Origin of the sequence: Billgrantia endophytica (assembly GCF_002879615.1) — a bacterium.
Classification (GTDB): Bacteria; Pseudomonadota; Gammaproteobacteria; order Pseudomonadales; family Halomonadaceae; genus Halomonas; species Halomonas endophytica.
In genome coordinates this window covers 83,399-95,420 of the sequence record NZ_PNRF01000037.1, presented here as the reverse complement: position 1 = coordinate 95,420, position 12,022 = coordinate 83,399, and the positions used below count along the sequence as shown (strand labels likewise).

General features: G+C 65.2%; 12 protein-coding genes. 8 read left to right on the top strand and 4 right to left on the bottom strand.

The genetic code is table 11. The features are described 5' to 3' along the window. Positions 1-40 precede the first annotated feature (40 nt). Positions 41-895 carry a MurR/RpiR family transcriptional regulator gene (locus tag C1H69_RS17865; RefSeq protein ID WP_102654733.1) on the bottom strand — a complete coding sequence of 285 codons (855 nt, stop codon included), beginning with the start codon at positions 893-895 and terminating at the stop codon, positions 41-43. 222 nt (positions 896-1,117) lie between these two features. Between C1H69_RS17865 and zwf the strand changes: the two genes are divergently transcribed. From zwf to C1H69_RS17850, 3 genes are read left to right on the top strand one after another with little or no spacing between them, the layout of a single operon-like run. Then, a complete protein-coding gene (gene zwf / locus C1H69_RS17860) occupies positions 1,118-2,626 on the top strand; it encodes a glucose-6-phosphate dehydrogenase (RefSeq protein ID WP_102654732.1) in 1,509 nt (502 codons plus the stop codon). 1 nt (position 2,627) lies between these two features. Further along, a complete protein-coding gene (gene pgl, locus C1H69_RS17855; RefSeq protein ID WP_102654731.1) occupies positions 2,628-3,305 on the top strand; it encodes a 6-phosphogluconolactonase in 678 nt (225 codons plus the stop codon). 20 nt (positions 3,306-3,325) lie between these two features. Next, entirely contained in the window at positions 3,326-3,988 is a 663-nt protein-coding gene (locus C1H69_RS17850; protein WP_102654730.1) for a bifunctional 4-hydroxy-2-oxoglutarate aldolase/2-dehydro-3-deoxy-phosphogluconate aldolase, read from the top strand. A gap of 28 nt (positions 3,989-4,016) precedes the next feature. Here C1H69_RS17850 and C1H69_RS17845 read toward each other — a convergent pair whose 3' ends face one another. Genes C1H69_RS17845 through edd form a run of 3 tightly spaced genes read right to left on the bottom strand, consistent with a single transcriptional unit; the run spans position 4,017 to position 7,844 of the window. Further along, positions 4,017-4,976, bottom strand: a complete 960-nt coding sequence (locus C1H69_RS17845; protein ID WP_102654729.1) for an aldose epimerase family protein — start codon at positions 4,974-4,976, stop codon at positions 4,017-4,019. 13 nt (positions 4,977-4,989) lie between these two features. Beyond that, positions 4,990-5,958: a glucokinase gene (gene glk, locus C1H69_RS17840; RefSeq protein WP_102654728.1), complete on the bottom strand. Its 969-nt coding sequence runs from the start codon at positions 5,956-5,958 to the stop codon at positions 4,990-4,992. Beyond that, positions 5,955-7,844, bottom strand: a complete 1,890-nt coding sequence (edd, locus tag C1H69_RS17835; RefSeq protein WP_102654727.1) for a phosphogluconate dehydratase — start codon at positions 7,842-7,844, stop codon at positions 5,955-5,957. The genes glk and edd overlap by 4 nt, the downstream gene beginning before the upstream one ends. Positions 7,845-8,146: 302 nt before the next feature. Here edd and C1H69_RS17830 point away from each other — a divergent pair, with 302 nt between their 5' ends. The 5 genes from C1H69_RS17830 to truD are packed head-to-tail and all read left to right on the top strand — an operon-like array spanning position 8,147 to position 12,019. Continuing rightward, positions 8,147-9,280 (top strand): GNAT family N-acetyltransferase, encoded by a 1,134-nt coding sequence (locus tag C1H69_RS17830; RefSeq protein ID WP_102654726.1) that lies wholly within the window; start codon positions 8,147-8,149, stop codon positions 9,278-9,280. Between the two features lie 56 nt (positions 9,281-9,336). Next, positions 9,337-9,696: a cell division protein FtsB gene (ftsB, locus tag C1H69_RS17825; RefSeq protein ID WP_102654913.1), complete on the top strand. Its 360-nt coding sequence runs from the start codon at positions 9,337-9,339 to the stop codon at positions 9,694-9,696. Next, positions 9,689-10,426, top strand: coding sequence for a 2-C-methyl-D-erythritol 4-phosphate cytidylyltransferase (ispD, locus tag C1H69_RS17820; RefSeq protein WP_102654725.1), 738 nt, complete (start codon positions 9,689-9,691; stop codon positions 10,424-10,426). The genes ftsB and ispD overlap by 8 nt, the downstream gene beginning before the upstream one ends. A 1-nt stretch (position 10,427) precedes the next feature. Then, positions 10,428-10,934 (top strand): 2-C-methyl-D-erythritol 2,4-cyclodiphosphate synthase, encoded by a 507-nt coding sequence (gene ispF / locus C1H69_RS17815; protein ID WP_102654724.1) that lies wholly within the window; start codon positions 10,428-10,430, stop codon positions 10,932-10,934. Next, entirely contained in the window at positions 10,931-12,019 is a 1,089-nt protein-coding gene (gene truD, locus C1H69_RS17810) for a tRNA pseudouridine(13) synthase TruD (RefSeq protein ID WP_102654723.1), read from the top strand. Before ispF ends, truD begins: the two co-directional genes overlap by 4 nt. Positions 12,020-12,022: the final 3 nt, after the last annotated feature.

The following is a 12,022-nucleotide window of genomic DNA, read 5'->3' as shown; positions in this document are numbered from 1 at the left end:
GCGGCACACTTCATCGCTCGCGACATAAATCAGCTCTTTCCTAGCCGACCGGGTAGCGGGTTTCCTGCAGGCTATCCTTTATCTTCTTCAAGTGCGGCAGGAAGTCTTCTCCACGTCGCAGGGTCACGCCGGTGGCCAATACATCGATCAGGGTCAGCTGGATCATGCGTGACGTCATCGGCATGTAGAGATCGGTGTCCTCGGGGGTGGCGACCTCCAGCGTTTCGGTGCACTCCTTGGCCAGCGGGGAGCCGGGAGCCGTGATTCCCAATACCACGGCGCCGCTCTCACGGGCGAGGCGGGCGATATCGACCAGCTCGCGGGTGCGTCCGGTCCAGGAGATCACCACGACCACATCGCCGGTATGGCAGGCGGATGCCACCATGCGCTGCATCAATACGTCCACATAGGATGTGACCGGCAGGTTGAATCGAAAGAACTTGTGCTGGGCGTCCTGGGCCACCGCGCCGGAGGCGCCGAGGCCGAAGAAATGGATCTGCTTGGCCTGGATCAGGTAGTCCACCACTCGCTCGATACGGGTCGTGTCGATCTCGCGGCTGGCTTCGTCCAGGGCGGCGATGGTGGCCCCGAAGATCTTGCGGGTATAGCCCGTGACATCATCGCCGGGTTCCACCGCCTGGCTGACATAGGGTGTGCCTCCGGCCAGGCTCTGGGCTAGCTTGATCTTGAAGTCGGGATAACCCTTGGCATCGAAGCTGCGACAGAAGCGGTTGACGGTAGGCTCGCTGACCGAGGCTGCCTGGGCCAGGCTGGCGATGCTCAGGCCGGTGGCCCGGGAGGGATCCGCAAGGATGACGTCAGCGACCTTGCGCTCGGACCGGTTGAGTTCCTCGAGTCGCTGGCGAATACGCTGGAGCAGGTCGTGATTGGCCATTAAGACGTTCTCTCCATGACGACGGTGGCACGCGAAGTGCCGAGGCAACGCGTCTGATGTGGTGATTTTACAACATTGGGATCGTCATCCTAGCGCGAACCGTCGTGTCGGCGCGAACCATGGGCCGGGAAATGTTTGTCTTGATGTAATATTACAAGATGGACTTGCTGATTGAAGGGAAAGTGACGTATTTTTTAGTAAGTTAACCAGATAGGGGCGGACATGAACTCACACAAGCGGCCGGAAGACGACAGCCGGGCAGTCATCGACCTGGTTCTGTTCGGCGCGTTGGGCGACCTGTCGCTACGCAAGCTCTATCCTGCGCTCTACCATCTGGATCGTGAGGGCTTGTTGCATGACGACACCAGGATTCTCGGCCTGGCGCGCCAGGAGCTGAAGGGCGAGGGTTTCCGCAAGCGGGTGACCGACGCGCTGCAGATCTACGTCAAGGCCAGTGAGCTCGACAGGGCCGTGGTCAAGCGCTTCACGGCGCGCCTCGACTACCTGCAGCTGGACTTTGAGACTGCCGAAGGCTATCGGGCCATCACTGAGTGGCGCATGTCCGCCCGCCACGAGACGGTGATCTGCCCGCTCGTCGTGTATCTGGCCGTGCCGGCTAGCCTCTATGGTGGAATTTGCCGGCACCTGCAGGACTGCGGTTGTCTCGACGAGCTGTCTCGTGTCGTGGTCGAGAAGCCCATCGGCCATGACTACGAAACGTCCTGCGAGATCAATGATGCCATCGGCGCGGTCTTCCCCGAGTCGCGGGTGTATCGCATCGACCACTATCTGGGCAAGGAAACCGTCCAGAACCTGATCGCCCTGCGCTTCGCCAATCCGTTGTTCGGCACCCAGTGGAACCAGAACCACGTGTCTCACGTCGAGATCACCGTGGCCGAGCAGGTGGGTATCGAAGGCCGCTGGGGCTATTTCGACCGAGCCGGCCAACTGCGCGACATGGTACAGAACCACCTGCTTCAACTGGTCTGCCTGATCGCCATGGACCCGCCCGCCAACCTGGATGCCGATGCCATACGCGATGAAAAGGTCAAGGTGCTCAAGGCGCTGGAACCCTTCAGAGAGAATACCCTGGGGCGCGACGTGGTGCGTGGCCAGTATATTGCCGGCAACATCGAAGGCGATGGCGTGCCCGGCTATCTCGAGGAGGAGGGCGCCAATCTCGAAAGCGAGACCGAAACCTTCGTGGCGATGAAAACGGGCGTCTCCAACTGGCGCTGGGCTGGTGTTCCCTTCTACCTGCGCACCGGCAAGCGCCTGCCGGAGAAACTCTCGCAGATCGTCATTCACTTTCGCCAGCAGCCCCATTATATCTTCGACCCGGATCAGCGTGGTCTGGCCACCAACAAGCTGATCATTCGCCTGCAGCCCGACGAAGGCATCGCCCTGGAAGTGTTGACCAAGGATAGTGGCCTGGACAGGGGGATGCGCCTGCGCCGCGGCCCACTGCATCTCGATTTCGGCAGCGCCTTTCCCAAGGCCCGGATCCCGGATGCCTATGAGCGCCTGCTGCTCGAGGTGATGAAGGGGCGGCAGTACCTCTTCGTTCGCCGTGACGAAATCGAGCATGCCTGGCACTGGTGTGACAGTCTGATTGCGGCATGGCAGGACTTGGGTGAGCCGCCTCGCCGTTATCCCGCCGGTTCCTGGGGGCCAGTGGCCTCCATTGCCATGATCACCCAGGATGGCCGCAGCTGGTATGAGGATTACTGATATGCCGACCCCTGATGCAACGCCTCGGGTACAACTTGCCGAGCAACTGGCCGAAGCGACGGTCGAGGCCCTGCGGCAGGACCTGGCCGGGCGGGAGCGTGCCCTGCTGGTGCTATCGGGAGGCTCCACGCCGGTACCGTTCTTCCGGGCGCTGTCCAGTCGGGATCTGCCCTGGTCGCGTGTCGACGTGACCCTGGCGGACGAGCGCTGGGTCCCCGAAGCCGCCGAGGCAAGCAACGCCCGACTGGTAAGGGAGCACCTCCTGGTGGGGCCCGCCTCGTCAGCCAACTTCGTCTCCCTGATTACCGATGACGCGACACCGGAGCAGGGCGCGGAGGCCGTTGCCCGGCGTATCGTCGCGCTACCCTGGCCGGCGAGCATGGTGGTGCTGGGCATGGGTGGTGACGGCCATACCGCCTCGCTGTTTCCGGACAGCAGGGAGCTTGACCTGGCGCTCTCCACCGCCGACGCGGTGGTCGCGGTACGATCGCCGAGCCAGCCCCAGGCGCGCATCACCCTGAGTGCCGATCGCTTGCACCAGGCTCGCCGCCATGCGCTACATATCACCGGTGGCGACAAGCGCAGCGTGCTGGCGCGCGCGCTGTCGGGAGACGACCTCCGCGAGCTGCCGATCCGCGCCTTTCTTTCCTGCCCGTTGGCCGTCTACTGGGCCCCCTGACTGTTTCTGGAGTCTTGCGCATGACCATCGAAAAACAGCTGCCATCCACCCGCATCACCGAACTCGACAGCATCTGCCTCAAGGCCGAGGTCATTCCGGTATTGGCCATCGAGCGTATCGAGGATGCCATCCCTCTGGGACGTGCGCTGGTCGAGGGTGGCCTGACGGTGCTGGAAGTGACCCTGCGTACCGACTGTGCGCTGGAGGCGGTTCGACGTCTGAGCGAGGCGTTGCCGCAAGCCAGCATTGGCGTGGGCACCGTCCTGACGCCGGCTCAATATCGCCAGGCCGAGCAGGCCGGCGCCGACTTCGTGGTGACGCCAGGAACCACCGAGGCGCTGTATCGCTACGGTGTGAGCAGTTCGGTCCCCATGCTGCCCGGGGTGGCCACCGTGTCGGAACTGATGACCGGCTGGCAATACGGCTACCGGCGCTTCAAGTTCTTCCCGGCCGAAGCCAGCGGCGGCGTGAAGGCGCTGAAGGCCTTTGCCGGCCCCATTCCCGAAGCGCGTTTCTGTCCCACCGGCGGTATCAGCTTGGAAAATGCGGATGACTACCTGGCGCTGAATAACGTGATGTGTGTGGGCGGCTCCTGGCTGACGCCCGGATCGCTGGTCGACGCCGAGGATTGGAACGGTATTCACCAGTTGGCCCGTGAAGCGGCGGCGCGTTTTCATCACTGATCGGTCCCGATCGGTTTTCAGCGCGCTCTCATGGGGTCGGCTCCAGACTCAGCGTGGTCCCCAATAGATGCTGGGCACCCGGCACCAGCCATACCGGGTCGAGGCGGGTATTGGCGGCTTCCACGCAGAGAAAACGGCGGCCGGTTGCCGCGGGCGTGTCGTCGGGCAGGGCGTCACCGGGATGCCAGATGACGGCGGAGTCGCTCCCCTGGCGGGCAATGCGCAGACGACGGTGGCCATCGTCGAGCACCAGTTCGGCGTTGCTGTGGTAGATACGGTCGAGGCCGCCACGTACCGCCAGTTCACCCTGCTGGTCGCGTTCGGCGAAGCCCGCCAGCTTGTCCAGGTAGCGGGCTCCGACAAGGCCTTCGATACGGGCGTTGAAGCTGTCGGCCACAGCCAGGTAGGTATGCAGTGCGCCGCTGATCTTCACCGGTGTCTCCCCGGCGTGTTCGGTGATCAGCTCCACGTGCAGGCGCCGGGCGTTGGCCTGTATCACCACCCGCGGGATGAGCTGGGTGTGGAGCCGCTCAAGGGGAGAAAGATGGAGCTCAATCCCCTCTTCATGCTCATCGGTGGCGTCCAGCCGCCACGCTGCCTTGCGCGCCAGGCCGTGAAAGGGCCCCGAGCGGTCCGGTGACTCATCGGCATAGCGGTCGTCCGCGAACCAGGGCCAGCACAGTGGAATGCCGCCGCGAATGGCGCCGGGCAGCGATTGCGGCGTCGGCGTCACCCATAGCCAGCCGCCGGGCACCAGCGCCTCTTCTTGCTCGACCCAGCCGGCACCGCCAGTGCCAGCGCGCATATCGCCGGACGTGCACGCGGCTTCGGGCGCGCAAGGAAGATAGTGAAGCACCTGGGCGCCCTGTAGCGAGACGGCGAGCTCACCCCAGGGCTCATTGGCCAGCCACACCTTGCGACCGATCCATTCACACTGGCGTTGTCCAGCGGTCTCATCGAGCAGCGTTCTCAAGCTGGCGGGTATCATTCGAACTCCTCCGTCACTCCACTTCTTCGTTGTGCAGGGCCTCCGCGGCGCCTAGTAATCCCGGCCACGGGGCGGTGACCACCTGGATCGGAATCGCCTCGGTGTAGCGACTCATGCGGCCCTTGGCGTTGAAGGCCTCGCGGAAGCGGCTTTGCGGCAGCCAGTCGAGCAGGCGTGGCAGGATGCCACCGCAGAGGTAGACGCCGCCGCGTGCGCCCATGGTCAGGGCGGTGTCACCACAGACGTCGCCGAGAATCTTCAGAAAGCGCAGCAGGGTATCACGAGCGATGGCGTCCCCGCTGGTGGCTGCCTCGGTGACGTCGGCCGGGCTGCCGTAACGTGGCGGGGCGCCTTTCAGGGAGCAGTGGGCCAGGTAGAGCTCCAGCAGCCCCTGGCCGCACAGGACTCGTTCCACCGAGACACGCTCATAGCGGTTGCGGAAGTGTCGCAGCAGGTTCTGTTCGCGCTCATCGGTGGGGGCGAAGGTGGCATGGCCGCCTTCGGTGGGCAGGGGAATCCAGGCGCGACGTCCCGGGAAGACGCCGGCCACACCCAGTCCGGTGCCGGGCCCGATCACCAGGCGCATGGCGTGCTCGCGAGGCTCTCCCGGCTGCAGCTCCATCAATTCATCGGGGCGAAGGTGAAGGACGCCCAGCGCCTGGGCGGTAAAGTCGTTGATGACCTTGAGCCGCGTCAGACCCAGCGCCGACTGGGCTTCGCGCCGGGAGAAGGCCCAGTGGTTGTTGGTCATGCGGACCTGGTCACCATCGATGGGACAGGCGAAGGCCAGGCAGGCTTCCTGCGGGGCATCGCTCTTCGTCCGGCCTGCCTTGTCGAGGTAATCGCGTGCGGCCTCCACCACGCCGGGGTAATCGGCGCAGGGCAGGGTCAGGACATCATGGGCTTCGAAGGCACCGGGGCTCACCAATGCGAAGCGCGCATTGGTACCACCGATGTCACCGACCAGCGCAGGGCGGGTCATTGATCCTCTTGCTCCATCATTTCGAGTTCACGCGACAGCACCTCCGCCTCGAAGCCGCCGAAGACCCCGGCACCTTCCTCGGCTCCGGCCGCCAGGTGGCGGAAACCGCCGAACAGTTCCCGCCCCATGCCGTAGTGGTAGCGCTCCAGGTTGATGGCCATGAAAGGGCGGCTTGCCAATTCCCCGGCATCCACCAACACCCGCAGTTCGCCGCTGTTGGCGTCCAGGCGTATCACGTCACCATCCTGCAGCTTGGCCAGTGGACCCCGGTCGACGGCTTCCGGCGTGACATGGATGGCCGCCGGGACCTTGCCCGATGCACCCGACATGCGGCCGTCGGTGACCAGGGCGACCTTGAAGCCGCGATCCTGCAGCACGCCGAGGAATGGCGTGAGCTTGTGCAGTTCGGGCATGCCGTTGGCCTTGGGCCCCTGGAAGCGCACCACCACTACCACATCACGGTCGAGTTCGCCGGATTCGAAGGCGGCCTTGACCTGGTTCTGGTCATCGAAAATCTTCACCGGGGCCTCGATGGCGCGGTGTTCCTGCTTGACCGCGGAGATCTTTATCACGCCACGGCCGAGATTGCCGTCGAGTACGGTAAGGCCGCCGGTGGGGGAGAAGGGCTCTGCCACCGGGCGCAGCACGTCGAGGTCATGGCTCTGCCGCGGGCCTTCCCGCCACACCAGCTTGCCGCCTTCGAGGAAGGGCTCCCGGGTATAGGCGTCGAGACCGGTGCCGAACACCGTCGGTATATCGCCATGGATCAACCCGGCTCCGAGCAGTTCCCGAATCAGCAGGCTCATGCCGCCGGCGGCCTGGAAGTGATTCACGTCGGCCTGGCCGTTGGGATAGATGCGGGTCATGCTGGGCACTACCGCCGAGAGCTTGGTGAAATCATTCCAGTTGATGGTGATGCCGGCGGCGGCGGCCATGGCCACCAGGTGAAGCGTATGGTTGGTGGAGCCGCCGGAAGCCAGCAGGCCGACCATGGCGTTGACGATGGCGCGTTCATCGATCTGTCTGTAGAAGGGCCGGTAGTCGCCGCTCTGCTCGGTGTTTCGAATGGCCTGCTCGGCGGCGTAGCGGGTCAGGGCTTCCCGCAGCGGCGTGCCGGGATTGACGAACGAGGCGCCCGGCAGGTGCAACCCCATCATCTCCATCATCAGCTGGTTGGAATTGGCCGTGCCATAGAAGGTGCAGGTGCCCGGGCTGTGATACGACTGGGACTCGGCTTCGAGCAGCTCTTCGCGCCCCGCCTTGCCTTCGGCATAGAGCTGCCGGATACGGGCCTTTTCGTTATTGGGGAGCCCGCTGGTCATGGGGCCGCCGGGCACGAACATCGCCGGCAGATGACCGAAGCGGGCGGCGCCGATGAACAGCCCCGGCACGATCTTGTCGCAGATGCCCAGGTAGAGCGCGGCGTCGAACATGTTGTGGGATAGCGCCACCGCCGTGGCCATGGCGATCACATCGCGGGAGAAGAGCGACAGTTCCATGCCCGGCTGCCCTTGGGTCACGCCATCGCACATCGCCGGTACGCCGCCGGCGAACTGGGCCGTAGAACCCATGCCGCGTGCCGCTTCCTTGATCGTGGTGGGATAGTCCTCGAAGGGGCGATGGGCGGACAGCATGTCGTTATACGACGAAACGATCCCCAGGTTGACGCTGTTCGTCAGTTTGAGCCGATCCTTGTCGGTGGCCACGTCGCAGCCGGCGAATCCATGGGCCAGGTTGCCACAGGAGAGCTCGCCACGGTGAACGCCATGCCTGTGCTGGGCCGCCATGTGAGCCTCGTACAGGCGACGGCGCTCTCGAGAGCGCTCGCGGATACGCTCGGTGACTTGCTGTACGGTATCGTTGAGAACGATGGATGGGCGGGCCATGCCAAACACCTCGCGTCGTTGAGATGGAAATGCTGTAAGTTTACAAAATTACTATGCAAAGATAGCCGAAATTATCCGTGATTTTGGTTTTGTGGGTAGTTTTATTACCTATATGTGTCTTTCCCGGCCGCTTGAGCCGTCATCATCGCCGTGCCATCTGGCCAAGCAGCCCGACCGGCCAGGGCGCAGTGGATGGGGTGAAGCGGGCGATGGAATGCGTCCGTGGGTATGGGCACAATGTAGGCGGTTTGTCGGCTGCTTGTCAGCCGGCGCTGTCGGTCTTCACCGAAGTCAGGAGTCTCATGTCCGATCTGGTGTTGAATGAGCTGTCCGCCATCGAGGCGGTGGAGCCCGAAAGCTGGAACGCCCTGGTCGGTGACGACCACCCTTTCCTGCGTCACGAGTTCCTGCATGCCCTGGAGGCCAGTGGGGCGGTCGGCGCAGCCACCGGCTGGGAGCCGCACCACCTGACGCTGTGGCGCGAAAATGCCCTGGTCGGGGTGTTGCCCTGTTACCACAAGCATCACTCCTATGGGGAATATGTCTTCGACTGGAGCTGGGCGGATGCCTGGGAGAACGCGGGTGGGCGCTACTATCCCAAGTGGCTCTCGGCAATACCCTATACGCCCGCGCCGGGTCCACGCCTGGCCCTTGCGGATGGCGTGGACCCGTTGGCCGCCAGGCATCTGCTGGCCGGCACCTGGGAGCGCAGCTCGCTCTCGAGTTGGCATCTGCTGTTCGCCGAGGAGGATGACGTGGCGCAATGGCTGACGGCAAGGCCGGACCTGGTGACGCGCCATGGGGTACAGTTTCAGTGGCGGGACCGGGGCTTCGGCGGTTTCCCGGGCTTTCTCGAGAGCCTGACATCGAAGCGGCGCAAGGCGATTCGTCGCGAGCGGCGCCTGGTAGCCGAGCAGGGGGTGACGCTTCACCGGTTGGAAGGCGGGGCGATCCGCGAGGCGGACCTGGCCCACTTCTTTCGCTGCTACGAGATCACCTATCTCGAACGGGGCCGGCATGGCTACCTGAACCTGGACTTCTTCCGGCGGCTGCACCGCACCATGCCCGACGCCATGGTGCTCATCCAGGCGCGCCTGGACGGCCGACCGGTGGCCGCCGCGCTCTGCCTGCAGGGCCGTCACACCCTTTACGGGCGTTACTGGGGCAGTGAGATAGTCGCCGACTGCCTGCACTTCGAAGCTTGCTATTACCAGGGTATCGAACATTGCCTGGAACGCGGGCTGACCCGTTTCGACCCCGGCACCCAGGGGGAGCACAAGCTCAGCCGTGGCTTTGCACCGCGCCGACTTCGTTCGCTTCACCATATCGCCGACCCGGGGCTGCGTGCCGCGGTCACCCGCTTCTGCGCCGAGGAAGGCCGCCATGTCGAAGCGTATTGCCGCGCCGCCGAGCAGGCGCTGCCTTTCAAGGCGTGAGCCAGCGGGACTAAGGTGGCATAATGGCGGCCGTTTCGAACAGTGAGGAAGGCCCGATGCTCAAGTGGCTCGCCATCGCTCTGGCAGTGCTTCTGGCGTTGCTGCAGTACCGGCTGTGGTTCGGCGACGGTGGCGTGCAGGAACTGCGTGAGATTCGGGATCGCGTCGCGGTGCTGAATGCCGCCAACAAGCCGTTGCGCGACCGTAACGCACGCCTTGGTGCCGAAGTGGTGGACCTCAAGACCGGCCTGGATGCCATCGAGGAGCGGGCCCGCAGCGATATCGGCATGGTTCGTACCGACGAGCATTTCTACTGGGTCCCCGGCGTGGTGATCGAGGCCGGCATACAGGGAGCCGATACCGGCCAGGCGGGTCAGCCGGACCTGGCGGCTGACGCGGAGGCCGCCCGTGAGTGACACCCTATGGCTCGTGGTGCCCGCCGCCGGTCGAGGGCGGCGCATGGGGGCCGAGCGGCCCAAGCAGTACCTGACGCTGGCGGGGCGTCCTGTCATGGCACACACGCTGGCTCGGCTGCATCAGGCCTTTCCCACGGCGAGGCTGTGTCTTTGCCTGGATCCTGACGATCGTTTCTTCGACCCGGCCTGGGTGCCCTTCACCCATTGGCAGCGAGTCAGCGGCGGGGCCGAGCGTGCGGATTCGGTAGGCGGTGCCCTGGATGCCCTGGCCGGCGAGGCCGGGGTGGAGGACCTGGTGCTGGTGCACGATGTGGCCCGTCCCTGTGTCACCGTGGAAGACCTGCAGCGCCTGGTCATGGCCCTGCGCCAGGACGCGGTTGGCGCTCTGCTGGCGGCGCCGGCGGCCGATACCATGAAGCGCGACGACGGCAACGGCAGGGTGGCATGCACCGAACCGCGCCAGGGCCTGTGGCACGCCCTGACGCCACAGGGGTTTCGCTATGGTCTGCTGTGCCGGGCCTTGGCGGCCGCTCGCCATGACGGCGTGGCGGTGACCGACGAGGCGTCTGCCATAGAGGCCCTGGGCATGGCGCCTCGCCTGGTAGCCGGCCGGCGCGACAACGTGAAGATCACCCATCCGGAAGACCTGGCCCTGGCCGAGCGGGTGCTCGCGGCCCAGCAGGCTGAAAATCCGCTTACCACGCCGCTACTGCACGGGGAGAACGGCTGACATGTTCAGAATCGGCCATGGGTTCGATGTGCACCGCTTCGGTGACGGCAACCACCTGATGATCGGGGGCGTTGCCATTCCGTTCGAGCGAGGGTTCGTGGCGCACTCCGATGGTGATGTGCTGCTGCATGCCATTTCCGATGCGCTGCTTGGCGCCTGCGCACTGGGCGATATCGGCCGCCACTTTCCCGATACCGACGCGGCCTGGGCGGGCGCCGATAGCCGCGCCCTGCTGCGGCATGTGCATGGGCTGGTCGGCGAGGCGGGCTATCGGGTCGGTAATGTGGATGCCACCGTGGTCGCCCAGGTGCCGAAGATGGCGCCACACATCGGTGGCATGGTTGCCAATATCGCCGCCGACCTCGGCGTTGAGCCGGGCGCCGTCAACGTGAAGGCCACCACCACCGAACGGCTGGGGTTCACCGGCCGTGGCGAGGGTATCGCCGCCGAGGCGGTGGCTCTGCTGATGCCGATGGGCAGGAACGCGACGGGAGGGGGTCTCGAGTGAACGAGACGTCGAGTGCGGGCCCCTGGCCACCCGCCTGGCCCCGTGCGCTGGATGCGGAGTTGGGCCCGCCCCCCGCCGGTGACTACCGCGCCACGCCCGAGGACTTCCTGGTCGAGGAGTGCCTGGACTTCGTCCCGGAAGGGCAGGGTGAACATCTCTGGCTCTGGATCGAGAAGCGCGGGCTCACTACGCTGGACGTGGTGCGCCACCTGGCCCGTGCCTGCGACGTGGCTTCACGCGCGGTGGGTTATGCCGGCATGAAGGACCGCATCGCCGTGACCCGGCAGTGGCTGTCGGTGCACCTTCCCGGCCGGGAAGGCCCCCACGACCTGGCTGAGCGGCTGGCCGCGTCCGGCATCCAGGTCCTCGAGCAGGTTCGCCACCCCCGCAAGCTCAAGCGGGGCGTTCATCGTGCCAACCGCTTCTCGCTGGTCATTACCGGAGCGGCCGTCCAGGCGTCCGACTTCGAGGAGCGCTGGAACCGGCTCTGCCTCCATGGCGTACCCAATGCCTTCGGGCCGCAGCGATTTGGCCCGCAAGGACGCAACCTGAGCCGGGCCTGCGGGGTGCTGTCCCGTGGCTGGCGCAAGAGGGATGACCGCGAAGGCATGCTGCTGTCCACGGCACGCAGCTACCTGTTCAACGAGCTGCTGGCCATGCGAATGGCGGACGGCAACTGGAGCCGCCTGCTTCCGGGAGACGTGGTGACGCTTGACGGCACCGCCAGTCAGTTTTCCATCATCGACGTCGATGCGGAGCTGGCCGAGCGCGCCGCACGGCTCGACCTGCACCCGAGCGGAATCTTGTGGGGAGTCGGGGAATCGCTTGCCGCGGATGTCGCCGCAGGCTATGAGCAGACGCTGCGTGACCGGCATCCCGGGCTATGTGAAGGCCTGGAGCGAGCGGGCGTGAAGGTGGCTCGTCGCCCTCTGCGAATGCGCCTGAGCGACGCCCGGCTGGTGCGTGGGGAAGACCACCTGCGGCTCGATTTTCACCTCCCTCGGGGGAGCTTTGCCACGGCCGTATTGCGTGAATTGATCGACCACCCGACGCTGGGGTTTTCGCTCTCGAACGAGCGACCCTGAACC